The organism is Azospirillum sp. TSO5, assembly GCF_003116065.1.
In the GTDB taxonomy this organism is placed as follows: Bacteria; Pseudomonadota; Alphaproteobacteria; order Azospirillales; family Azospirillaceae; genus Azospirillum.
The window spans coordinates 141,899-165,253 of record NZ_LGQY01000028.1; the positions used below are offsets into that span (position 1 = coordinate 141,899).

At 68.5% G+C, this 23,355-nt stretch carries 24 protein-coding genes and 1 pseudogene; 13 read left to right on the top strand and 12 right to left on the bottom strand.

Annotated elements, in window-relative coordinates; all coding sequences use genetic code 11:
- Positions 1 to 2: 2 nt before the first annotated feature.
- The 6 genes from TSO5_RS08285 to TSO5_RS08310 all read right to left on the bottom strand — a co-directional run bounded on the left by TSO5_RS08285 (position 3) and on the right by TSO5_RS08310 (position 7,521).
- Positions 3 to 413: an ester cyclase gene (locus TSO5_RS08285; RefSeq protein WP_109151144.1), complete on the bottom strand. Its 411-nt coding sequence runs from the start codon at positions 411 to 413 to the stop codon at positions 3 to 5.
- Positions 414 to 574: 161 nt separating this feature from the next.
- Complete coding sequence (locus TSO5_RS33625) at positions 575 to 3,406, bottom strand: EAL domain-containing protein (protein WP_109151145.1); 2,832 nt, start codon at positions 3,404 to 3,406, stop codon at positions 575 to 577.
- Positions 3,406 to 3,912, bottom strand: a complete 507-nt coding sequence (locus TSO5_RS08295; RefSeq protein WP_109151146.1) for a hypothetical protein — start codon at positions 3,910 to 3,912, stop codon at positions 3,406 to 3,408. The genes TSO5_RS33625 and TSO5_RS08295 overlap by 1 nt, the downstream gene beginning before the upstream one ends.
- Before the next feature lie 147 nt (positions 3,913 to 4,059).
- Positions 4,060 to 5,811: a methyl-accepting chemotaxis protein gene (locus TSO5_RS08300; RefSeq protein ID WP_247870649.1), complete on the bottom strand. Its 1,752-nt coding sequence runs from the start codon at positions 5,809 to 5,811 to the stop codon at positions 4,060 to 4,062.
- A gap of 162 nt (positions 5,812 to 5,973) precedes the next feature.
- Positions 5,974 to 6,885 carry a ribose-phosphate diphosphokinase gene (prs, locus tag TSO5_RS08305; protein WP_109151148.1) on the bottom strand — a complete coding sequence of 304 codons (912 nt, stop codon included), beginning with the start codon at positions 6,883 to 6,885 and terminating at the stop codon, positions 5,974 to 5,976.
- Positions 6,886 to 7,011: 126 nt separating this feature from the next.
- A complete protein-coding gene (locus TSO5_RS08310) occupies positions 7,012 to 7,521 on the bottom strand; it encodes a hypothetical protein (RefSeq protein WP_109151149.1) in 510 nt (169 codons plus the stop codon).
- Between the two features lie 150 nt (positions 7,522 to 7,671).
- Between TSO5_RS08310 and corA the strand changes: the two genes are divergently transcribed.
- Entirely contained in the window at positions 7,672 to 8,685 is a 1,014-nt protein-coding gene (gene corA / locus TSO5_RS08315; RefSeq protein WP_109151150.1) for a magnesium/cobalt transporter CorA, read from the top strand.
- Positions 8,686 to 8,742: 57 nt separating this feature from the next.
- Positions 8,743 to 9,159, top strand: a complete 417-nt coding sequence (locus TSO5_RS08320; RefSeq protein ID WP_109151151.1) for a hypothetical protein — start codon at positions 8,743 to 8,745, stop codon at positions 9,157 to 9,159.
- A gap of 218 nt (positions 9,160 to 9,377) precedes the next feature.
- Here the strand turns inward: TSO5_RS08320 and TSO5_RS08325 are convergent, their stop codons facing one another.
- The 3 genes from TSO5_RS08325 to TSO5_RS08335 all read right to left on the bottom strand — a co-directional run bounded on the left by TSO5_RS08325 (position 9,378) and on the right by TSO5_RS08335 (position 12,025).
- Positions 9,378 to 10,445 (bottom strand): LysM peptidoglycan-binding domain-containing protein, encoded by a 1,068-nt coding sequence (locus TSO5_RS08325; RefSeq protein ID WP_247870650.1) that lies wholly within the window; start codon positions 10,443 to 10,445, stop codon positions 9,378 to 9,380.
- Between the two features lie 182 nt (positions 10,446 to 10,627).
- Positions 10,628 to 11,536, bottom strand: coding sequence for a cytochrome c (locus TSO5_RS08330; protein WP_109151153.1), 909 nt, complete (start codon positions 11,534 to 11,536; stop codon positions 10,628 to 10,630).
- A 3-nt stretch (positions 11,537 to 11,539) separates the two neighbouring features.
- Complete coding sequence (locus TSO5_RS08335; RefSeq protein WP_109151154.1) at positions 11,540 to 12,025, bottom strand: cytochrome c; 486 nt, start codon at positions 12,023 to 12,025, stop codon at positions 11,540 to 11,542.
- Between the two features lie 146 nt (positions 12,026 to 12,171).
- Here TSO5_RS08335 and TSO5_RS08340 point away from each other — a divergent pair, with 146 nt between their 5' ends.
- The 7 genes from TSO5_RS08340 (at position 12,172) to TSO5_RS08370 (ending at position 18,436) form a co-directional block, all read left to right on the top strand.
- On the top strand, positions 12,172 to 12,756 hold the full coding sequence (locus TSO5_RS08340; protein ID WP_109151155.1) for a TIGR00730 family Rossman fold protein: 585 nt from the start codon (positions 12,172 to 12,174) through the stop codon (positions 12,754 to 12,756).
- Positions 12,757 to 12,898: 142 nt separating this feature from the next.
- On the top strand, positions 12,899 to 14,404 hold the full coding sequence (locus TSO5_RS08345; protein WP_109073576.1) for a replicative DNA helicase: 1,506 nt from the start codon (positions 12,899 to 12,901) through the stop codon (positions 14,402 to 14,404).
- A 5-nt stretch (positions 14,405 to 14,409) separates the two neighbouring features.
- Positions 14,410 to 15,528 (top strand): alanine racemase, encoded by a 1,119-nt coding sequence (gene alr, locus TSO5_RS08350; protein WP_109151156.1) that lies wholly within the window; start codon positions 14,410 to 14,412, stop codon positions 15,526 to 15,528.
- Positions 15,529 to 15,791: 263 nt separating this feature from the next.
- On the top strand, positions 15,792 to 16,568 hold the full coding sequence (locus tag TSO5_RS08355; RefSeq protein ID WP_109073578.1) for an ABC transporter permease: 777 nt from the start codon (positions 15,792 to 15,794) through the stop codon (positions 16,566 to 16,568).
- A 10-nt stretch (positions 16,569 to 16,578) separates the two neighbouring features.
- The gene (locus tag TSO5_RS08360) at positions 16,579 to 17,355 is read left to right on the top strand and encodes an ATP-binding cassette domain-containing protein (protein WP_109151157.1); all 777 of its coding nucleotides are present in this window, start codon (positions 16,579 to 16,581) and stop codon (positions 17,353 to 17,355) included.
- Positions 17,356 to 17,442: 87 nt separating this feature from the next.
- A complete protein-coding gene (nth, locus tag TSO5_RS08365; protein ID WP_247870651.1) occupies positions 17,443 to 18,123 on the top strand; it encodes an endonuclease III in 681 nt (226 codons plus the stop codon).
- An 82-nt stretch (positions 18,124 to 18,205) separates the two neighbouring features.
- Complete coding sequence (locus TSO5_RS08370; RefSeq protein WP_109151158.1) at positions 18,206 to 18,436, top strand: DUF1178 family protein; 231 nt, start codon at positions 18,206 to 18,208, stop codon at positions 18,434 to 18,436.
- A gap of 144 nt (positions 18,437 to 18,580) precedes the next feature.
- On the opposite strand, the gene TSO5_RS08375 is transcribed toward TSO5_RS08370, so the two are convergent.
- Complete coding sequence (locus tag TSO5_RS08375; protein ID WP_109151159.1) at positions 18,581 to 19,519, bottom strand: peptidoglycan-binding domain-containing protein; 939 nt, start codon at positions 19,517 to 19,519, stop codon at positions 18,581 to 18,583.
- 246 nt (positions 19,520 to 19,765) lie between these two features.
- Here TSO5_RS08375 and TSO5_RS08380 point away from each other — a divergent pair, with 246 nt between their 5' ends.
- The gene (locus TSO5_RS08380; protein WP_109151160.1) at positions 19,766 to 20,068 is read left to right on the top strand and encodes a hypothetical protein; all 303 of its coding nucleotides are present in this window, start codon (positions 19,766 to 19,768) and stop codon (positions 20,066 to 20,068) included.
- A gap of 140 nt (positions 20,069 to 20,208) precedes the next feature.
- Here the strand turns inward: TSO5_RS08380 and TSO5_RS08385 are convergent, their stop codons facing one another.
- Both TSO5_RS08385 and TSO5_RS08390 read right to left on the bottom strand, forming a co-directional pair.
- Complete coding sequence (locus TSO5_RS08385; protein ID WP_109151161.1) at positions 20,209 to 20,634, bottom strand: hypothetical protein; 426 nt, start codon at positions 20,632 to 20,634, stop codon at positions 20,209 to 20,211.
- 21 nt (positions 20,635 to 20,655) lie between these two features.
- Positions 20,656 to 22,113 carry a GH1 family beta-glucosidase gene (locus TSO5_RS08390; RefSeq protein WP_109151173.1) on the bottom strand — a complete coding sequence of 486 codons (1,458 nt, stop codon included), beginning with the start codon at positions 22,111 to 22,113 and terminating at the stop codon, positions 20,656 to 20,658.
- 149 nt (positions 22,114 to 22,262) lie between these two features.
- On the opposite strand from TSO5_RS08390, the gene TSO5_RS08395 reads away from it, so the two are divergent.
- The 3 genes and pseudogenes from TSO5_RS08395 to TSO5_RS33285 form a co-directional block, all read left to right on the top strand.
- Positions 22,263 to 22,457: a twin transmembrane helix small protein gene (locus TSO5_RS08395; RefSeq protein WP_109073584.1), complete on the top strand. Its 195-nt coding sequence runs from the start codon at positions 22,263 to 22,265 to the stop codon at positions 22,455 to 22,457.
- Between the two features lie 9 nt (positions 22,458 to 22,466).
- On the top strand, positions 22,467 to 23,036 hold the full coding sequence (locus TSO5_RS08400) for a cob(I)yrinic acid a,c-diamide adenosyltransferase (protein WP_109151162.1): 570 nt from the start codon (positions 22,467 to 22,469) through the stop codon (positions 23,034 to 23,036).
- Positions 23,037 to 23,209: 173 nt separating this feature from the next.
- Positions 23,210 to 23,355 (top strand): annotated as a pseudogene (locus TSO5_RS33285) (electron transfer flavoprotein subunit beta/FixA family protein); the annotation flags it as partial.

A 23,355-nucleotide genomic window follows, 5' to 3' on the forward strand; every position in this document is an offset into this window, starting at 1 on the left:
GATCACGCCTTTGACAGTGAAGCAAGAACATTCGACAGAGTGTTCAAGCCCCAATGCTCAGCATATTTGCCGTCCCGAACACGCACGATATCTATAACGTCGATGGCAACGTCACGTCCTGTCGCAGGAATCCCAGCCAGTGTACCGGAGTGAACGCCGCTGATTGTCTTGCGGGTGGTGACCTTGTCACCCTCGGCGATCTGGTCATGGATTGTCACCCTCAAGCCCGATAGGGCGGGCCGAAGAATGTTCTGGAAGGTGTTCCACATGCTTTCCGGACCGTTAGGCATACCCTGGGGTGCGGCGTGATTGATGAAGTCCGGCGCCATCAATGCGTTGAATGCGGCTTCATTGCCGTTCTGAATGACCTCGATGTTGAAGCGGCGAACCAACTCCTTATTGTCGATCGTCATGCTCGGCCTCTCAAGAACCGTTAGAAGATGTACAGTCAGACTGTATATCCGTTAACTGCTCCGACGCTCGATTGCAAGCGTTCTCGAAGGCTAAAACACCTGATATCGCGAGCCCTGATGACCGCTTCGGGTCAAAAGCGGCCACATGAAGATGTCACCCATCACTCCGCCGAAACCGTCTGCGCCACGGCCGACATCTTCTCCAGCAGCCGCTCCACCTCCTCGACCGGGATGGGGCGGCTGAACAGGAAGCCCTGGTAGCTTTCGCAGGCGAGGTCGCGCAGCAGTTGTAGCTGTTCCTGGGTCTCCACCCCCTCGGCGATCACCGACAGGCCCAGGCTGCGGCCCAGGCCGACGATGGCGCGGGGGACGGAGGAGTCGCTGGCGCCGGTCGACAGGTCGTGGATGAAGGACCGGTCGATCTTCAGCTTGTCGATCGGCAGACGGTGCAGATAGCTGAGGCTGGAATAGCCGGTGCCGAAATCGTCCAGCGCAATCAGGACTCCGCGCTGCTTCAAGGCCGCCAGGGTCGCCGCCGCCGATTCGACGTCGTCGATCAGCGTGCTTTCCGTCACCTCGATCTCCAACTCCGGGCCGCTCAGGCCGTTGGCGTCCAGCGCGCGGGCGACCTTGGCCGGCAGCTGGCCGTCGCGGAACTGGGCGCCGGAAACGTTGACCGCCACCGGGATCGACAGGTCGAAGCGCGTGCGCCAGCGGCGGATCTGGGCGCAGGCCTCGAACAGCACCCAGTCGCCCATCGCCAGGACCAGACCGGTCTCCTCCGCCACCGGCAGGAAACGGCCGGGCAGGATCAGCCCTTCGTCGGGATGGCGCCAGCGGATCAGCGCCTCCAGACCGACGATGCGGCCGGTCAGGGTGTCGACCTGCGGCTGGTAGACCAGGAACAGCTGACCAGCGCGGATTGCCTCGCGCAGGCTGCCCTCCAGGTCCATGCGCTCGCGCGACTTGGCGCCCATCTCCTTGGTGACGAAGCGGAAGCCGTTCCGGCCCTGCTCCTTGGCATGGTACATCGCGATGTCGGCGCAGCGGATCAGACCTTCGGGATCCTCGGCGTCGTCGGGGTAGAGGCTGATGCCGATGCTGGGCGTCACCACGAAATTCTGGCCGCCGACCGCGAAGGGGCTGGCCAGATGCGCAACCACCTTTTCCGCCACGCGGGCCGCGTCATTGGGCTCCATCACCCGGCGGACGACGATCAGGAACTCGTCGCCGCCCAGCCGGCCGACGGTGTCGGATTCGCGCAGGCCGGCCTGGAGGCGGCGCGCCACCGAGCGCAGCACCTCGTCGCCGAAGCTGTGGCCCAGGCTGTCGTTGATGACCTTGAAGCGGTCGAGGTCGATGAACAGAACCGCCACCTTGGTGCCGTCGCGCCGCCCCTCGCGCAGGGCCTGGGCGATGCGGTCGTACAGCAGGACGCGGTTGGGCAGGCCGGTCAGCGCGTCGAAATGGGCCAGATACTGGATGTGCTGCTCGGCCCGGCGCTTCTCGCCGATGTCCTCGGCGAAGGCCAGGACGAATTTCAGCGTGCCGTCGGCGGTGACCGGCTGGAAATGCAGGCTGAAATGGCTGCGCCGGCCGCCCAGCAGCAGGGGCTGGTCGGATTCGAGCTTGCCGCTCTCCCCCTGCAGCGCCGCCTCCAGCGCGAAGACCGAGGCCTGATCGCTGAAACGCAGGCGCAGGTCGGTGCCGAGCAGCTCCTGCCGGGGCAGGCCGGCGGCGACGGCGAAGGCCGGGTTGCAGTCCATCACCAGCCCGTCGGTGCCGACCAGCGCGATCCCCAGCGGCGCCTGGGTGAACAGCTGCTGCCGCTCCGCCTCCTGCAGGCGGAGCGAGGCCGTCATCTCCCCGGCCAGCTCCACCGCACGGGAATGGGTCACCAGCGCCATGCGCAGCACCAGCGACAGCGCGAAGCTGAGAGCCAGCCCGCCGGCCAGCAGAGCGCCGGGCACCCAGACACGCGCGGTGAACAGGCCGTCCGGCAGGCTGTCGTACCGGACGGTCCACACCCGCCCGCCGACCGGCAGTTCCCGCATCAGGCTGAGGACGGGCGTGGCGTCCAGCGGGCGGCGGCTGCGGTAGAGCGGAAACTCGGCATCCGCCGGCGGCACGTCATAGATCTCGATGCCGGTGTCCTGGCGGTTCGCGTCGATCAGCCCGTTCACCAGCGGGCCGATCCTGACCGGGGTCAGCACCACGCCGGTGAAGGACGCGCGCCGCGCCTCCAGCGACGGCGGCAGCGGATCGCCGCGGTAGGTCGCCTGATAGAGGATGAAGGAAGGGCCGACCCCGGCCGCCTGGTCGATCTTCAGCGTGATGGCGCGGGTGGCTGCGGGCTCGCCGCTGTCACGCGCCCGTTCGATGGCGGAGCGCCGGATCGCCTCCGACATCATGTCGAAGCCGATGGCCCGCGCGTTGCCTTCGTTGACCGGGGCGGCGAAGATGTTGACCACGCGCTCCGCCCCCGCCGTCTCCGGCCAGATGCGGAAATCCGGCAGGCCGGCCGCCCGCATCGACGCCACCAGATCGCCGGCCCGGTCGGCCGCAACCGCGCGGGCATAGGCGATGGAGATGATGCCGGGATAGCGCCGCGGCATGTCCAGCGCCTCGACGAAGCGGCTCCACTGCGTCCAATGCAGGTCGGGAAAGGTCATCGCCAGCGAGGCGGCGCTGCGCGCCACCTGTTCGTACACCCGCAGGCGGTCGGCCAGCTGGCCGTGGATTTCCTCGACCCTTGCGGCGAAGCGATGCTCCTCCTCCAGGCGCAGCAGGCGGCCGGAGTGGAGCATGGCCACCACGGACAGGCCCGCACCGGCAATCAAAGCCAGAACGGGAACGGCGACCGGCAAGTTCAGATTGCGGAGGAAGCGACGAAGGGAGGGTTCCGGAGCAGCGGCCGGCGGGCTTTCCGCAAGGGGATCCCGCCCAGGATCGGTCTTGGGATCGGCCTTGGACTCGGCTGCCGGCTCCGGCATCAGAACTCCTCTAGGATCTTCGGGCTGGTCAGAAGGAGCTGTTCGATCATGCCCAGGATCTGCTCGATCTTGGTGCGGGTGGCGTCCAGTTCGTCGGCCATCCTGTCGTCGATGCCGGCTTCCATCAGCATGGTGTCGAAGGTGTGCAGCGTTTCGTTGAAGGCCTTCTGCTCCGCCACCAGCACGTCGAAGGCGCCCAGCGAGGCGGTCAGCGCCAGCGGCGGGTCGCTGACGAAGGAGTGGCTGATGTCGGTGAAGATGGCGATGGCGCTCAGCTTCTGCCGGATGACCCATTGCGGGAAGTTCGGCGGCAGCTCCTTCCCGGCGGCCTCCAGCCTTTCCTGGATCGAGAAGATCAGCCCCTGGATGTCCAGATAGGCCGCCCGGATCTCGCGGAATCGCGGAAAGGTCTTCGGCTTTCCGGCGGCGCGCAGGCGACCCAGGGTGGCGATGTCCTCGGTCAGCTTGCGGGACATCCGAAGCACGACGTCCGTCACCTTCGACATCACACGCCTCCGCTCAACCGACCGCCCCCGCGCATCGTCATCATCGCGTCATCATCGCATCGCCAACATCGGACCGCCTCCCGTGGCGGCTGCCCTGCCAGACTACACCAGTTCCTTCCCCTATCGTTAGTGTTACCGGCGGCCGGGTCAGAAGCCCACCGCCGCAGCCGGCGTCGCACCGCCCGCCAGCCCGGCCTTGTCGAGTTCGTCGAGCAGGGCGATCACCTCCTGGGAGGCGCGCTCCACCTCCGCCACCCCGGCCAGCGCGCGGTCCATGTCGCCGTCGGCGAAGGCGCGGGCGGCGGCCTTGCCGTGGTCGTGGACCCGGCGGTGCGGGGCCTCCAGCCGGACGAAGGCCGAATGGGCGCGGTAGGCCATCGACGACGGGCCGTAATACCACTTGCCCAGCCGGCAGGCCTCGTGGCTCGCCAGCTCGTCCGGGCGCAGGGTCTCCAGCCCGACCAGCATGTCGGCCAGCCGCTTCTTCCAGATGACGTGGTCGACCTTGGCGATCTTGACGATCTTGCCGGGGATGTCCTGTTCCATCAGCTGCTTCAGCTGGTTGCCCAGCAGCGTCTCGACGCCGCGCGTCGCCTGGACGCTGCGCAGGATGGCGGCGCTGTTCGACGCGCTGCTCTCGGCGATGCGGGAGGTGCCGGAGGCCACCTGATTGGCGGCGGCCGACTGCTGGGTCAGGATGCTGGCGATGTCGGACATGCGCTGTTCGGTGCGGCCGATATGGTCGCCGATGTCGGTCATCCGCTCGCTGACCGCGCGGATCGCCGTCTGCCCGGCGGCGACGGCGCGGGTGCCGTCCTCCATCGAGGCGACGATGGCGCCCATCTCCGCCTTCAGGGAGTCGATGCGCAGGCGGATGTCCTCGGTCGCGCGGGCGGTCTGGTTGGACAGGTTCTTCACCTCGCTCGCCACCACGGCGAAGCCCTTTCCGGCCTCCCCGGCGCGGGCCGCCTCGATGGTGGCGTTGAGGGCGAGAAGGTTGGTCTGCTTGGCGATCGCCTCGATGGTGGAGACGATCTCCGCGATGCGTTCGGAGGCGATCGACAGTTCGCCGACCCGCATCGCCGCGCCTTCCACCGCGCCGGCGATCTGTTCCATGCGGACGACCGCCTCGTGCACGGTGCGGCCACCCTCGGCGGTCACCGTCTGCGCCTGTCCGGCCAGGGCGGCGACGTCGCGGCTGCGCGCCCAGATCTCCTGGATGCCGGTCACCGTCTCCTCGGTCGCGGCGGCGATGCCCTGGGATTCGTGATCGACCGCGCGCAGCTGCCCGACCATCTGGGCGTTGGCGACCGCCGCGTCGTTGATCGCCATCGCCACCTCGATGGTCCTGTCCATCAGCGACGACGCGAAGTCGCCCAGCGCGCGGCCGCAGCCCTGCCCGCCCGCACCCGCCGCCGGCAGGCCATAACCGGCAAGCGTCCGGTCCATGTCGAAGGAAACGGCGCGGGCCACCGCCGCCACCGCGCGCCGCGCCATGGCCGGGCGCCAGCGCAGCGCCCCCTGGACCAGGGCCAGCAGGTCGCTGAGCACCACGCCATAGGCGCCGATGTACCAGGAGGAGTCGAGACCGATGCGGCTGTGCGCCTCCCCGGCGGCGCGGCAGCGCGCCTCATGCTCGGGCGAGCCGGCATCCTGGAACATCAGGCGCCAGTGATCGGCCTGCCGGCGCTTCAGCCCGGACAGATCGCCGTGGGCGTCCAGCAGGGCACGGGTTTCCGGCCAGCGGGACAGGTGGGCATAGAAGCGCTCCGACAGGTCCGGCAGGCTGCGGTCGATCAGCCGCCCCATGCTGGCCAGAAGCCCGCGCTCCTCCGCCTCGAGCCCGAAGAAGCCCGCATCGGCCCCTGCCCGGCCACCCGTCCGCCCATCGCCCGCCATGTCGCCCACCCATACAGATGATACGGCGCACAATCAGCATGACGCCGCATTGGATTTGCGACAGTTATATAAAAATTGTCATAAAAAGCAACCCACCATGGTCATAGAATCCGACGAATGGCGGCGAAAGGGCGGGCACAATGGTCGCACCCGCCTCCTTTCTCATTGGATTGCGAAAGACTTGACGGCGTCTGCGATCAGGCTGCCGAGGGACAGCGCGTTGGATGGATGCGGCACGCCGTCACAGGACAGCGGGCGGCCGAGTCCTTCCGCGGCGAAGCGTTCGGCGACGATATCGCTGAACAGGGCATGGACGCCGTAGACCTGCACCCGCTCCGCCCCCAGCACCCGCGCCGCCCGGGCGCAGGAGAAGATCGTCTCGCCGGAGCTGATGACGTCGTCGACGATCACCACCGGCCGGCCATGGATCGGCGCATCGGGGGGAAGCGCCACCGTCACGTCGCGGTCGCCGCGCCGCTCCTTGCGGCCGACGATGCCGGTGAGGCCGAGCGGCCCGGCCACCGCCTCCACCAGCGGGGCGGACTCCTCGTCGGGACCGATGACGACGGTGCCGGGGGTCACGCCGGCGGCCCGCAGATGCGCGGCGATGGGTGCGGCGCCGCTCAGTGCGATGGAGGGGCGGCCGACGAACACCTCGTCCAGCGTGTGGGTGCGGTGCAGGTGAGGCTCAACGCAGACGAAGCGGTCGAAGCAGCGGCCGAGCCACTCGCCGACCACCGTCTGGCTGACCGGCTCGCCGGGCCGGAAGACGGCGTCCTGGCGCATGTAGGCCATATAGGGCGCCACCAGACAGAGGTCGGTCGCGCCCTGGCGCCGCAGGACCGAGGCGGCGAGCGTCAGCTCCACCAGCTTGTCGTTCGGCCGGTCGAGCGAGCGGTAGACGATGGCGCGCTCCACCGGCTCCGGCAGGCGGACGAGGCTCTCGCCGTCGGGGAAGCGGTGCAGCTCGGCAATGTGGCAGGGGATGTCCAGCACCCCGGCGAGACGACGCGCGGCATCGGCCGATTCCGGAAAGCCGTAGACGGCCTTGTAAGTGCCCGTATCGCGGGCCATGCCCCTTCTCCCTCACCACCTTGGACGGCGGCAAGCTTGGCGCAGGCGGTATGGGCGGGTCAATTGTGGCAAAAGGCGGCATGGCCATAGGCGGACAGGCGGGAACCGGGGTCCCGCCATGTCCGCCTAGGCGTCCGGCCGCTTGTCCTCCTCCGCCTCGTCGGCTTCGGAGGCTCGGGGGTCGACATGGATGCTCTCGGCCCGGCGCGCCAGCCATTGGAAGGCGCCCAGCCCGACCACCAGCAGCGTGACAACCCCCAGCAGCATCACCGGATAGACGATGGCGGAAATCTCGCTGGTGCGCGCCTCGAACACCAGGACCAGCCCTTCCAGGCTGGCGGCGATGATGATGGTGGTCAGGAACTTGGTCAGGGTGCGGCGGGCCTCGTCGGCGCGGCGCAGTTCGCGTTCGCGGACGATCTCCTCCTCGTAGAGGTATTTGGCGATCTCGAACACGGCGATGGCCAGCACGATCATCCCCACCCCGTCGAGCATGGCCGAGGTCAGGGCGGCACTGTCCAGCGCCACCATCCCTTCGAACACCGTCAGGGCGGACAGGCCGATGAACAGCAGGGAGAACAGGCTGAGCGTCACCGCCGCCAGCAGATACATCCCGCGCGCCGCCGACTGGAACATCGCCCTACCCTCTTCCGAAGCTGGTCCTTGGCAGCAACAACGCTTGAGGCGGCCGGTCAGCCCAGGCGGTGCCGCCGGATCCGTCGACGCTGCCGGGGAACCTCTTTAGAGTGACGCCGACCTGCCGCCTCCCACCCGGTTTTCATTTCCATGACGCTGCCGCCTGAACCCACCCCCGCTCACAACGCCCCGCACAATGCGGTGGTGGCGAGCGCCGCCTATTGCCAGGGCCGGCGCATCGCCGACGTGCCGATCGCCGATGCCGGCGCCTGGGCCGCAAAGGAGGGTCACTTCGTCTGGATCGGCTTGTGGGAGCCGGATGAAGCGCTGCTGATGGAGGTGAAGCAGCAGTTCGGCCTGCATGAACTGGCGGTGGAGGACGCGCTGCACGCCCACCAGCGGCCGAAGGTGGACATCTATGGCGAAAGCCTGTTCATGGTCCTGCGCACCGCCCGGCTGGAAAAAGGCGAGCTGGTGCTGGGCGAGACCCATGTCTTCGCCGGCTGCGGCTATGTCGTCACCGTGCGGCACGGCGCCTCGACCAGCTATTCGCCGGTGCGGGCGCGGGCGGAAAGCGCGCCGCATCTGCTGAAGCATGGCGAGGACTTCATCGTCTACACCATCATGGATTATGTGGTGGACTGTTACTTCCCGGTGGTGGACCAGATGGCCGCCAAGGCGGACGAGCTGGACGCCCTGCTGATCGCCCGCCCGCCCAGCATGGCGGAGATCGAGTGCATCCACCAGTTGCGCCGCGACCTGGAGCGGCTGCGCCGCAACGCCTCGCCGCTGCTGGAGGTCTGCTCGCGGCTGGAGCGCTTCGATCTGCCGATGATCGACCCGGCGATCCGCCCCTATTACCGCGACGTGCAGGACCATGTGATCCGCGTCAACGAGCAGATCGGCTCGCTGCGCGAGGTGCTGTCCTTCGCCTTCGAAACCAGTATGATCCTGGCCACCGCACGGCAGAACGACGTGACGCGCAAGCTGGCTGCCTGGGCCGCCATCCTCGCCGTGCCGACGGCCGTCGCCGGCCTGTACGGCATGAACTTCGAGCATATGCCGGAGCTTCACTGGCGCTACGGCTACCCGGCGGTGCTGGCGCTGATCATTGCGGTCTGCGCCGTGCTGTATGTCCGCTTCCGGCGGATGGGATGGCTGTGACGGCGGCCCGGCCCCAGACGATATGACGGGTGCTTTGACGGGAATTTGGTGACGGACATGACCGACGCGACGAACACGCTGCACGCCCTGCTGGACACCTATCTGCGCTGCCCGGTGGAATCGGCGCGCACGGAGCTGGAACAGGCGCTCCGCAGCTATCAGACCGACTGGATCCGCGCCCGCGCCGGGTCCGACGCCCCGCCGCTGCCAGCGACAGGGGCGGAGGCGGCCCCCACGCCCGTCAAAAAGGCGATCATGCCCAAGCCGCGCTTCCCCATCGCGTCGGCCGACCTGGAGGTTCTGAAGCGTCTGGCCGACGGCTGGCCCGGCACCACTGCCGAGGTGGCGCGCTGGGCTTGGTTCGAGAATCGCGAGCTGGTGGCGCTGGACCCGAACCCGGCCGGCGAGGGGCCGGAGGTGCTGCGCCTCACCCCGCTCGGCTGGGCCGCCATCGGCAGGATGCCGGAGGATTGAGAGTTCGCAATTTCTTATGAGCCCTGCCGGGAGACGCTTGGGATTTGAACCGGTTCGGACCCGGTCTCAATCACGCGCGTCCCTCAGCCGTCATTCCCGCGAAGGCGGGAATCCAGCCTGCCCATAGGTTTCGCTCGGGAAACTCTGGATCCCCGCCTTCGCGGGGATGACGGCCGAGAGAAGCTTCGAAAACTCACGGCCGGTAACGTTGCGCCCCCTCAATTCACCTGCGGCAGCGCGAAGATCTGGCCGGGATAGATCAGGTCCGGGTTGCGGATCTGCTCGCGGTTGGCGGTGTAGATGGTGGTGTAGAGCATGCCGTCACCATAGGTGCGGCGGGCCAGCCGCCACAAGCTGTTGCCGGGCTGGACGACCACGTTGCGGCCGTCGGTGGAGGCCGCCGGCATGGCGGAAACCTGCACCGGCAGTTCGGCCCGCGCCACCACCTTGCCGCCCTGGGTGACCTGATCGGCGCGCAGGGTGTAGACGCCGGGGTCGATCAGCTTTTCCGGGGTCAGGCGCCAGTTGCCCTTCGGGTCGGTGTGGGCGCTGCCGACGAGGATGTTGTCGAGATAGAGCTGGACCGCGCTGTTGGGCGCCGCCCGGCCGCCCAGCGCCACCCGGCCGGCCGGATCGTAATCCATCGTCTCCACCGACACGCCGCCCGGCGGGGGCGGCGCCCCGTTGTCCGGCACCGGCGGGGCCTGCAGCAGCGAACTGCCGCCCATGGTCGGCGGTGCGCCGGCCAGCCCGTCGCGCGGCACCGCCACCGCGACCGGCGCGGTCGGGGCGCTTTCGGTTGCCGACTCGGCGGCCGGCTTCGGCGCCGGGTCGGGCACCATCACCACGACCACCTTGTCGGCGGGGACCGGGGTTTCGGCGCCCGGACGGGTCTCTGTCAGGTTGAGTTCGCGGGTTCCCGGCGCCAGCGGCTTGTCGGGCAGCATCACCCATTCGCCGCGCTGGTCGGCCTTCGCCGAAGCGACCAGGCTGCCGCCGTCGGTGACCGTCACCTCCGACCCGGGCGCGGCGCGGCCGGCCATCACCGTCGCCCCGTCGGGCGCCACCCGCACCACGTCGAAGCTGGGAGCCGCAGGTTTGGCCTGTTCCGGGGCTTGGGCGGGCTTCACCGGGGGGGCGGGCTTCGCCGATGCGGCGGTCTGGACCGGTGCGGCGGGAGCCGGAGCGGACGCTGGAGCCCCCGGTGCCTCGACCGGCTTGGCCCCCGGCCAAAGGGCGACCGCCGCCGCTCCCCCCATCAGAGCCACGCCCAAAGCTGCGAACAACGCGTTTCGTTTCACCTGAGCACCCATCCGGCGGCCCGCCACAATGGCAGGATGACTGACTATAGCAGAAGGATAGGTCACAAAAGAATCGCGACGTTGGAGCGGAACCATCCGCCAAACGGGCTTGATTGCCCCATAGGATCATGAGTCCACGGCAAAGCGGCGCCTGTTGCGCCGAAGACTCACTCTTTCGCCGGAACCGTCTTCAGATAGGCAGCGATGGCGGCGCGGTCGTCGGCCGTCAGCTTGGAGGTGGTGTTGCGCACGACCTCGCCCATGGCGCCGCCGACGACGTCGCCGTCCGGGGTCAGGCCGGTCTCCAGGAGCAGCGTCAGGTCGCCGTCCGACCAGGCACCGATGCCGCCCTTGCCCTTGGTCCCGGTGATGCCCGGAACCTTGTCGCCGTCCGGCCCGTCCGGATTGCCGGCCAGATAGCGGTCGGAGTCGATCCCGCCCAGCGGGGTGCGCGGGCTGTGGCATTCGGCGCAGTGACCCAGCGCATCGACCAGATAGCGCCCGCGGTTCCAGGCTGGCGGCTTGGCCGGGTCGTCGGGCACCGCGCCGGGGGTCAGGTACAGCCATTGCCAGACCGGCAGCAGAAAACGCCAGGAGAAGGGCGGCGTCAGGTCGTGCGGCTTGTTCGGGGCCGCCACCGCCGGCCGGCTGAACAGATAGGCCTTCAGGTCCAGCAGGTCGCGGTCGGTCATCCGCGTGTAGCTGGCGTAGGGGAAGGCCGGAAACAGGGCGGCGCCGTCCGGCCGCACACCTTCGCGCAGAGCGCGGATGAAGTCGGCATCGCTCCAACGGCCGATGCCGGTCTCCGGATCCGGCGTGATGTTGGGGGTGTGGAAGGTGCCGAAGGGCGTCGCCAGCTCCCGGCCGCCGGCCAGCGGCTGACCGCCGCCCTTCTCGTTGGTGTGGCAGCCGAGGCAGCCGGCGGCGTTGAAGATGTAGGCGCCCCGCTGGACGGCATCGCTGCCGGCATTGTCCGCGGACGCCCCGCTGGTTTGAAGAGGGCCGGCGGCACGCGCGGCGCCGCCCGCGAGGGCGAGCGGCAGCAGCACGGACGCGGCGGTCAGGAGGCGCCGCACCGGTCAGTTCTTCTTGACGCGGAAGTCCTCGTGGCAGCTCCCGCAGGTCTTGGAGGTGGCGCCGAGCGCCTGGGCGATCTGGGCGCGGTCGCCGCTCTTCAGCGCGACGTTCAGCTTCTCGGCCGCCGGCTGGACGGCGCTCCAGTATTTTTGCACCTCGTCCCAGTTCTTCCACAGCTCCGGCTTGGCGGCGCTGTCGGCGACGCCGACGGCGGTGCCTTCGGGGAAGATCTTCTTCGGGTCCATCTTGGACACCGCCAGCACGGCTTCCGCCCCCTTGGCCGCATCCTCGGCGGTGGCGCCCTCGTTCTTCACGAACTTGGCGACCGCGCCCATGCCGCCGCCCATCTTCTTCATGGTCTGCTGCCGGTCCTTCACCTGCTCCGCCGGATCGGCGGCGCCGGCGCTCTGCGCCGACATGCCGAACAGCGCGAACATCAGACCGGCGACGGATGCCGCCGCAAGGACATTGACGACCCGGTTGCTCATGTGGTCCCTCCCGATGATGCCGTGGTTCTAAACGGTGCCTGTGCCGCTGTTGACGCGCCGCCCTCGCCCGATATTCCATGGCATTCGCCAGATTTTTTACGGCCCCGACCCCGATGGGTGACGGTGGCGAGAAAGGTTGACCCGCGATGAAGAGCCTGTCGTCCGTCTGCGTCTATTGCGGTGCGTCGAGCCGCGTCGCCGATGTTCACAAGGAAGCCGCCCATGCGCTGGGCGACGGACTGGCCCGCCGCGGTATCCGCATGGTCTATGGCGGCGGCCGGGTCGGGCTGATGGGCATCGCCGCCGACGCCGCCATCGCCGCCGGCGGCGAGGTGGTCGGCATCATCCCGGAACACATCCAGTCGGCGGAAATCGAGCACACCGGCCTGACCGAACTGCATGTCGTCGACAGCATGCACACCCGCAAGCGCATGATGGTGGAGCGGTCGGACGCCTTCGTCATCCTGCCCGGCGGGCTGGGCACGCTGGACGAGGCCTTCGAGATCCTGACCTGGAAGCAGCTGCAGCTGCACGACAAGCCGATCGTCATCGCCGACGTCGACGGCTACTGGCGCCCGCTGCTGGGCCTGATCGACCACATGGTCGCCCAGGGCTTCGCCCGCATCGACCGCTCCGCCCTCTACCGCGTCGCCGACCAGATCGACGGGGTGTTCGAGGCGCTGGAGGGGATGCCGGACGCCGCCCAGCCGGCCCAGCCCCGGAAGCTCTGATGAAGCTCTGAGGCTCTATCGGCCCTTCCGCCGGTTATCCCCAGACTTCCCAGCTTGTGGATAACTTCTGTGCACAGCTTTTGTGGATGGCTCCCCGCCCTTCACCGAGCGTTCGCGTTCTGTTTCTGATATTGTGTCCTCCATGAGCAACCAGACCTCATCGCTGTTCGATCCCCGCCCCTCCGCCGCGGTCAAGCCGACGGCGGAATACCGCACGCCCCCCAACAACGAGGAGGCGGAGCAGGCGCTGCTGGGCGCGATCCTGGTCAACAACAAGGCCTATGAGAAGGTCGGCGAGTTCCTGCGGCCGGAGCATTTCTACGACCCGGCCCACCAGCGCATCTTCGCCGCCATCACCAAGATGGTCGACCGCGGCCAGATCGCGAACCCGGTCACGCTGAAGGCCCTGTTCGACAACGATCCCGAACTGGCGGTCGAAGGCGGCAGCGCCTATCTGGCGGAGCTGGCGGCCAACGTCGTCACCGTGGTCAACGCCGGCGATTATGGCAAGACTATCCACGACCTGTTCATCCGCCGGCAGCTGATCGAGGTCGGCACCGACATGGTGAACGAGGCGTACCGCCACGACCTCGACATCACCGCGCTGGACCAGATCGGCGAGGCGGAAAAGCAGCTGTTCGACCTCGCCAGCACCGGCGACGTGCAGGGCGGCTTCGTGGCGTTCGGCGAGTCGGTCAAGCACGCCATCACGACGGCGGAGGCGGCCTTCCGCCGCTCCAGCCACGTCACCGGCGTCACCACCGGCCTGATCGACATCGACCGCAAGCTGGGCGGCCTGCACCCGTCGGACCTGATCATCCTCGCCGGGCGCCCGTCGATGGGCAAGACGGCGCTCGCCACCAACATCGCCTTCAATGCCGCCAAGGCGCACATGCGCTCCTCAGGCCAAGAAGGCGGCGTGGTCGGTTTCTTCTCGCTGGAAATGTCGGCGGAACAGCTCGCCACCCGTATCCTCGCCGACGAGGTGCAGGTGCCCGGCGACAAGATCCGCCGCGGCGAGATCCGCGACACCGACTTCCCGAAATTCGTCCAGGCCAGCCAGGATCTGGCGCGCTGCCCCTTCTATGTCGACGACACGCCGGCCCTGTCGGTCGCCGCGGTGCGCACGCGCTGCCGCCGGCTGAAGCGGACCTCGGGTCTCAGCATGGTGGTGGTCGACTATCTCCAGCTGCTGCGCGGCTCGTCGTCGCGCGGATCGGAGAACCGGGTGCAGGAAATCTCGGAGATCACCCGTGGCCTGAAGGCCATCGCCAAGGAGCTGGACGTGCCGGTGGTGGCGCTGTCGCAGCTGAGCCGCGCGGTGGAGCTTCGCGAGGACAAGCGCCCGCAGCTGGCCGATCTTCGCGAGTCGGGCTCGATCGAGCAGGACGCCGACGTCGTGATGTTCGTCTTCCGCGAACAGTATTATCTTGAGCGCGCCGAGCCTTCGCGCCGGCCCGACGAGAGCGACGACAAGTTCAACGACCGCTATCAGCGCTGGCAGCAGCGCCTGGGCGAGGTGCACAACACCGCCGAGGTGATCATCGCCAAGCAGCGTCACGGTCCGATCGGCACCGTCCGCCTCTACTTCGACGGCCAGTTCACCAAGTTCGGCGATCTCGACCAGCACCACCAGACCGACGAGTGACCAGAGTGACGAGCGACCTGAACCCGCGCGCCGGCGCCATCCTGACCGTGGATCTCGGCGCCGTCGTCGCCAACTGGACCCAGCTGCGCGACCGCGTGGCGCCGGCGGAGTGTTCCGCCGTGGTCAAGGCCGACGCCTATGGGCTGGGGGTGGCGCGCGTGGTGCCGGCGCTGGCCGCTGCCGGCTGCCGGACCTTCGTCGTCGCCCAGTTCGAGGAGGCGCTGACCGTCCGCCGCGCGCTGGAACCGGTGGCGCCGGAGGCGCAGGTGTTCTCGCTGGGCGGCCTGCCGGCGGGGTGCGAGGGAGAGTTCATCGCCAACCGCATCCTGCCGGTGCTGAACCATCTCGGCGAGATCGCGGCGTGGCGGGCCTTCGCCGCCTCTCGCGGGGAGGGTCTGCCGGCGGTGATCCACATCGACACCGGCATGAACCGGCTGGGCCTCGGCCCCGACGAGCTGGACATTCTGGCGGCGGAGCCGGACCGGCTGGAGGGGATCGACGTCCGTTATTGGATGACCCACCTCGCCTGTGCCGACGAGTTCGACAGCCCGATGACCGGGGAGCAGCGCGACCGCTTCCGTGCGGCGCTGGCCCGGCTGCCGAAGGCAAAGGCGAGCTTCGCCAATTCGTCCGGCATCTTCCACGGCAAGGACCACCATTTCGACCTCGCCCGGCCGGGCTGCGCGCTGTACGGCGTCAACCCGACGCCGCATCTGCCGAATCCGATGCGAGGCACGGTGCGGCTGGACGCCAGGCTGCTGCAGGTGCGCAACTGCGCGCCGCCGATGACCGTCGGCTATGGCGCCGCCCATAAGGTGACCGGCCCGGCGCGGATCGCCACCATCGGCGTCGGCTACGCCGACGGCTACATGCGCTCGCTCGGCGGCAAGGGGCACATCTTCGTCGACGGCGTCGCCGCCCCCATCGTCGGCCGCATCTCCATGGACCTCATCACCATCGACGTCACCGGCCTGCCGGAGTCGGTGGCCCATGCCGGCCGGCTGGTCGAGCTGATCGGGCCGAACCGGCCGGTCGACACGGTGGCGGCGGAGGGCGGGACCATCGGCTACGAGATCCTGACCTCGCTCGGCCGGCGCTATCACCGGGTTTATGTGGGTGGGTGACCTGCTTTCCCTCTCCCCCCCGGGGAGAGGGTCAGGGTGAGGGGGTGCGTGGCGAGGATTCCCATGAAGGCACGCGGTGCATCCCCCTCACCCTCCCCACGCCTTCGGCGCGGGTCCCCTCCCTCTCCCCGGGGGAGAGAGGGCGAGATCAGCGCAACAGCCCGTCGCCCCTCCCCTGCAAAGTCCAAGGATGACCTAGGCGCTCATCGGTGCTATGACCGCATCGCCCAAACGAGTCTCTAACCAAGGATGCGGGCCGACTGATGGGTTTCCTCGCCGCTACCGGCCGGGCCTTCCTGATCTTCCTGGAAGCGACCGGACGCCTTGCCCTGTTCACCGGATCCGCCCTGTCGCACTGCGTGCGTCCGCCGCTCTATCCACGGCAGATCCTGCGGCAGATGATCGACATCGGCTATTACTCGCTGCCGGTGGTCGGGCTGACGGCGCTGTTCACCGGCATGGTGCTGGCCCTGCAGAGCTACAGCGGCTTCTCCCGCTTCCAGGCGGAGGGGGCCATCGCCACCGTGGTGGTGCTGTCAATCACGCGCGAACTCGGTCCGGTGCTGGCCGGCCTGATGGTCGCGGGCCGCATCGGCGCCGCCATGGCGGCGGAGATCGGCACCATGCGGGTGACCGAGCAGATCGACGCGCTGTCCACCCTGTCGACCAACCCGCACAAGTATCTGGTGGCGCCGCGGCTGATCGCCGGCCTGACCATGGTGCCGCTGCTGGTGGTGGTCGCCGACATCATCGGCGTGTTCGGCGGCTTCCTGGTCGGCGTCTACCGGCTGGACTTCAACGCCGCCAGCTACATCAACCGCACCTGGGAATTCCTGGAACCGCTGGACGTGATCTCCGGTCTGGTGAAGGCGGCGATCTTCGGCTTCCTGATCGCGCTGATGGGCTGTTACCACGGCTACCACTCCAAGGGCGGCGCCCAGGGCGTCGGTGCTGCGACCACCAACGCGGTGGTGTCGGCCTCGATCATGATCCTGGTGTGGAACTACCTGATCACCGGCCTCTTCTTCTCGACCAAGTGAGCGCCAGTCTATGACCACTGTTCCCAAGATCGCGCTCAAGAACGTCTACAAGCATTTCGGCCCGAAAAAGGTGCTGAACGGCATCGATCTGGAGGTGGCGAAGGGCGAGTCGCTGGTCGTCATCGGCGGGTCGGGCACCGGCAAGTCGGTGATGCTGAAGAGCATCCTCGGACTGCTGACGCCGGATTCCGGCTCGATCCAGGTCGATGGCGTCGAGACGACCCGGCTGCGCTCGCGCGAGCGGGAGAAGATGCTGCACAAGTTCGGCATGCTGTTCCAGGGCGCCGCCCTGTTCGACAGTCTGCCGGTCTGGGAAAACGTCGCCTTCGGCCTGATCCAGGGCGAACATATGCCGCGTGCCCAGGCCAAGGAGATCGCCATCGCCAAGCTGGGCGCGGTCGGCCTCACCCCCGACGTGGCGGAGCTGTCGCCGGCGGAGCTGTCAGGCGGCATGCAGAAGCGCGTCGGCCTTGCCCGCGCCATCGCCGACGAGCCGGAGATCATCTTCTTCGACGAGCCGACGACCGGCCTCGACCCGATCATGGCCGACGTCATCAACGAGCTGATCGTGCAGTGCGTGAAGGATCTCGGCGCCACCGCCGTCACCATCACCCACGACATGGCCTCGGCCCGCAAGATCGCCGACCGCGTCGCCATGATCCATCAGGGCCGCATCATCTGGACCGGCCACGCCCGCGACATCGACAATTCGGGCAACGCCTATGTCGACCAGTTCGTCCATGGCCGGGCGGACGGGCCGATCAAGATGCAGATCAAGGCGCTCTGACCGGAACATCGCCGGGAGTCGCGAGTTGTCGGATGGGGGTCCTGCGTGACGCCCGGTCCGTTCAGCCCGTTCCCGGAGACGGCTCCAGTGAGTTTGCAGTCCGCGGCGTCCCAGACCTTCGACATCGACGAGGCGTTCCGCCGCCTGCGGATCGCCGTCGCCCCCTATCCTAAGGCGGCGATGTTCGAACTGCGCGACCGCGGCCATGCCTCTCCGTTCGAGCAGCTGGTCGCCAGCCTGATCTCCGCCCGGACGCGGGACGAGACGACACTGGCGGTTGCCGAGCGGCTGTTCGCCGTCGCACGAACCCCCGCCGCCATGGCCGCCCTGCCGGAGGAGCGGCTGGTGGAGCTGCTGCACGGCGCCACCTTCCCCGAGCCGAAAGCCCGCGACATCCGCGACCTGTCCCGCCGCATCGTCGATGAGCAGGACGGCGAGGTGCCCGACACGCCGGACGGGCTGATGCGCTTCCGCGGGGTGGGGCCGAAGATCGCGGCGCTGACGCTGGCGGTGGGTTTCGACATTCCGGCGCTGGCGGTCGACATCCATGTCCACCGCGTCACCAACCGCTGGGGCTATGTGTCGGCACGCACGCCGGAGAAGACGATGGCGGCGCTGCTGGCGGTGCTGCCGAAGCGCTATTGGGTGGAGATCAACGAACGGCTGGTGCCCTTCGGCAAATGGATCTGCACCGGCGAACGGCCGCGCTGCTCCGACTGCCCGCTGCTGTCGATGTGCGCGCGGGTGGGGGTGACCCAGTCACGGTGACGGTCCGATTGATGCAGATCCTGGCGGGGCGCCGGAGACTTGGCTAGGAAACGGCCGGGTTTCCGCTTTCCGAGGCTTCACGATGATCGTCTACGCCCTGCACTGCGCCTGCGGCCATGATTTCGACCAATGGTTCGACAACATGGCCGATTATGACACCAAGAAGGCAGCCGGCATTCCCTGCCCGTCCTGCGGCGGCACCGAAGTCGCCAAGGCCATCATGGCCCCGCGAGTCGGCAAGTCGAAGCCGGCGCCCGCCCCCGCCTGCGCACCGGGGGGCTGCGGCGGGGGCGGCTGTCCGATGATGATGTGAGGGGGCGGGAGGCATTGTGCCCCCTCCCTAACCCTCCCCCACCTTCGGTGGGAGAGGGGACTGCCGCCGCACCGCATACTTGCCCTCTACCGCCGAAGGCGGGGGAGGGAGGGACCCGCGAAGCGGGAGGGAGGGGGCCGAAGCTCAGCGCCGCCGAGCCTCTGCCGTCAGTCGCGGACCCGGTGTCAGTTCCTCGCGGCGGCGGGGGCTGCCGAAGCTCGGCTCGACGCGGGTGTCGCGCGGGCGGTCGTCGCCGGCCGGTGTGCGGCTGAGCGGATCGACGCCCCGGCCGCTGCGCCACCATGCGAAGCCGATCCCGCCCAGCGTCGCGGCGATCAGCCCGGCGACACCAGCGCGCGCGGCGTTGGACTGCCAGACCGAGGGGGCCGCGCCGACCGCGACCGGCTCCTCCACCGGGGCCGGCTTGCCGTCGGGCGTGGTCGCCGACACCGCCCCGCGCGGCGCGGCCTGCGGGACCGGCCCCTCGGACGCGCTGGCCGATGCGTTGGTCAATGGGCGCGGCGCGCTCTGGTGCGTCGGGCTGGAGGGCGCGGCAGATGAGGCCGGTGCGCTCGCCGATGGACGCGCCGCCGGGGCGGCGTGGCTGGCCGAAGAGGAGGAGGAGGACGACACCGGGGCGCCGCCGAACTGGGCCATGCCGCCGACGCTCTCGCTGCCCGACTCGACCCGGCCGGTCGGGGCGGCGCGCGGCGTCACCTCCTTCTCGTGGCGGGTCTGGCCGACCTGGCTCTTGGACAGGCTGCCCATGGTCGGCGAGGCCTTCTTCTCGCGCTCGCCCATCATCCTGGCGATGGTGGCCTGGTCGAGGTTGCCGGTGGCGGGCAGGCCGACCGACTTCTGATAGGCGCTGAGTGCGGAGCGGGTTTCCGGCGTCATCTGGCCCTTGGCCCGGCCGCCGATGTTGAAGCCCTTTTCCTTCAGGATGGTCTGCGCCCACTGGATGTCGGCGACCGATGCCTCCGCCCTTGCCGGAGCGGGCGTTCCCATGGTCAGAGCCGACACCACCACCGCGACAGCCGCCACCGCGGCGCCACCATGCACCCGCCGCGAAATCCCAGACATTGCCTCTCCCTCCGTCCGTGACGCCAGACCGACTTCAGAGCCACGACACTCCCCCCGAATCGGGGAAACTGGATCGTGTTACCAGATTGCGTCGCTTTTCCGGCGGCGATTTTGGTGCGTCTGCGTTGTCCGCCGCGCAGCGTTGCCGAAAAAGCGCGTTCCCGGAAATGGTGCGCGAAAATGGATCGGAAAGCCCCGGCCGTGGTAGCGTCAAATCGGGGGCGAAAAAGGAGCGAGACGCAAGACATGACCGGGACCGACACCGCACGCCCGCGACTCCTGCCGGCCTTGCCGGGGCTGGCCTGCCTGTTTGCGGCCCTGTCCGTCATGGCCCTGCTGGCCGGCTGCAGCAGCCCGCCCGCCTACCGCGAGTGGACCGCCAGCCCGGACGTGCCGACCGTCGCCTATGACGAATGCACCGGGCAGGTGGACACCACCATGCGCCTGCGCGGCTATCCCCTGCGCCCGCTGCCGGAAACGCCGCAGTTCGGCTATCGCAAGGAGATGTTCGCGCTGTGCATGCGCCGCAAGGGCTATACTGCGGAGTGAGAATAAGCTTCTCTCGGTCGTCATTCCCGCGAAGGCGGGAATCCAGACTTGGCAAGCCTTTGCATTGGAAACTCTGGATCCCCGCCTTCGCGGGGATGACGGCCGATAATAGTCTCTAAAGACTCACGGCTGATGACGACTTACCGGCCGCCGGCGAAATGCAGGTAGGCCAGGGCGCCCGCCAGCGTGCCGATCAGGATCACCGTCAGATAGATGCGCAGCGGCAGGGCGACCGGTTCGGCGGCCTTGCGCTTGCCCTTCGGCTTGCCCGCCGTTGAAGGAACAGGTTTCGGCGCCGGCCGGACGCGGCCGCCCTTGGTGGGGCCCTTGGTGGGGTCGTACAGCTCGATCAGCGTCCAGTTGAACTCCATCCCCTCATAGGCGGAGTCGGCGTTGTAATCGAGCTGGATCAGCCGGAAATAAGCCCGCGGGTTGATGCCGACCATCTGGTCGAAGCGCGCCTTGGCATGGGCCAGTTCCTCCCCGACCTCCAGCGTCTTCCACCCCTTGCCACGCGCCTTCTGGATGGCGAATCGGGTCGGCTGGGGGGGACGGGGGGACGGCATGGCCCCAGTCTACCGCCGCCCTCAGGCCAGCGGAACGGCGTTGTTGCGGATGACCGACGCATACCAGTCGTAGCTGGCCTTGGGGGTGCGGGCGAGCGTCTTGCGGTCGACCTGGACCAGACCGAAATGTCGGCGGTAGCCCTCCGACCATTCGAAATTGTCCAGCAGCGTCCAGGCCATATAGCCCTTGAGGTTGCAGCCCTCGTCGATCGACTTGGCGGCGGCCAGCAGATGGTCGCGCAGGTAGGCGATGCGGTCGCGGTCCTCGACACGGCCGCTCGGGCCGATGCTGTCGGGGTAATCGGCGCCGTTCTCCGTCACATAGACCGGCGGATTGCCGTAGTTTTCCTGCAGTTCGGCCAGGATCTCGCTCAGCCCGTCCGGCTCCACCGGCCAGTCCATGCCGGTCTTGCGCGTGCCCTCCGGCGCCGAGCCGTAGCCGGTGCCGAACAGCCCCTGCGGATCGGGCTGCTGGTGCATGCGGCTGTAGTAGTTGACGCCGAGGAAGTCGATCGGCTGCTTGATGCGTGCCAGATCGTCGGGCTTGGCGATGCGGGCGAACTCCGCCTCCAGCAGGTCGGGGAAGCGGCCCTTGAACAGCGGGTCCAGGCAGGAGCGGTTCCACACCGCATCCCACATCAGCGAGGCCGGATAGTTCGAGTCGAGTCCGCCGACCGGCCAGGACGGCTGCAGCGACAGCACGGTGCCGAGCTGCCAGTTCTTGCCGCCGGCCTTGCGGAGCGCCGCCAGTGCGGTGCCCTGGGCGAGATTCTGGTGATGGATCGCCTTCAGGCAGGTCTCGCGGCCGGTCAGACCGGGCGCATGGCCGCCGGTGCCGTGGCCGAAGATGGCGACCACCGACGGCTCGTTCAGCATCACCCAGTGCTTGGCGCGGTCGCCCAGCCGGGCGGTCACCGCCAGCGCGTAATCGGTGAACCAGCCGGCGATGTCGCGGTTGGTCCAGCCGCCGCGGTCCTGCAGGGCCTGCGGCAGGTCCCAATGATAGAGGCAGGGCCAGGGCTGGATGCCTTTCGCCAGCAGCGTGTCGGTCAGCCGGTCGTAGAAGTCCAGACCCTTGGCGTTCACCGCACCGGTGCCCTGCGGCATCACCCGCGGCCAGGCGATGGAGAAGCGATAGGCCTTCATCCCGGCCCGCGCCATCAGATCCACATCCTCGGCATAGCGGTGGTAATGGTCGCAGGCCACGTCGCCGGTGTCGCCGTTGGCGATTCGCCCATAGGAATGGCTGTAGGTATCCCAGACGCTGGGACCGCGCCCATCCTCGGCGACGGCGCCCTCGATCTGGTAGCTGGAGGTGGAGACACCCCACAGGAAGTCGTCGGGGAAGGACATCGACGGCGCCGCGGTTCCGGGAGCCGCCTGGACGGGCTTGCGGCTCAGCGTCGTGAAGGCACCGGTGCCGGCCGCGGCGACCGCGGTCGCCTTCAGGGCCGTCTTCAGGAAAGTCCGCCGCCGCATCGCCTGCATCTCCACTCTATCCGCCGATCCCGACGCCGCGCACTCTATGCGGTCCGGCGGCGTTGGCAACCGGGGGATTACCCGGAACACCGATTTCAAGGGCCCGCGTCGCCATAGGCGCGGGCCGGATGCTGAGATATAGTGGGGCCATGCAAAATCTTTTCCCCATCCTGATGGTCATGGCGATGCTGGCGGTGGTCGGCTCGCTGTTCGTCGGCCTCTTCTTCATGGCCCGCGGCGGCCGGGGCGACCCCCGCCGCTCCAACAAGGCGATGCGGCTGCGCGTGATGCTGCAGGGTGCGGCGCTGCTGCTGTTCGTCCTCGCCATCCTGACCAAAGGCTGACGGTTCCCCATGGTGAAGCTGACCAAGATCTACACGCGCGGCGGAGACGCCGGCGAAACCTCGCTCGGCGACGGCAGCCGGGTGCCGAAGCATGACCGCCGCGTCGCCGCCTATGGCACGGTGGACGAGGCGAACGCCGTCATCGGCATGGCGCGCCTGCACACCGCCGGCCTGACGGAAGCCGACGCCATGCTGGGCCGCATCCAGAACGACCTGTTCGATCTGGGCGCCGACCTCTGCACGCCGGAGGAGGAGGAGCCGAAATACCCGCCGCTGCGCATCATCCAGGCGCAGGTCGACCGGCTGGAAGCGGAGATCGACGCGATGAACGCCGATCTGGCGCCGCTGACCTCCTTCATCCTGCCCGGCGGCTCTCCGGCGGCGGCGCATCTGCATCTGGCGCGCACCGTGGTGCGCCGGGCGGAACGGCTGATGACCGATCTGGCGCGGCACGAGCCGGTGACGCCGGCGGCGCTGAAATACGTCAACCGGCTGTCCGACCATCTGTTCGTGCTGAGCCGGGTGGTGAACCGCAACGGCGCGGACGACGTGCTGTGGGTGCCCGGCGCCAACCGCTGAGTCGTTCCGGCGTCCACGTCCGGGCCGCGACAAAGGCGCGGCCACACGACGCCGCCGGCGCATCCGGCGCGTCATTGACAGTGGTAATGCCAGATCCTATGGTCCGTTCGCAACCACAGCAATTTTCGCGGTGTTCGCCGTAACAGGCGCGCGCTCAGCAGCCAGGGTGAGTTATGAAAGTCCTCGTCCCCGTTAAGCGAGTGGTCGACTACAACGTGAAGATCCGCGTCAAGGCGGACGGCAGCGGCGTCGAGACCGCCAACGTGAAGATGAGCATGAACCCCTTCGACGAGATCGCCGTCGAAGAAGCCGTGCGCCT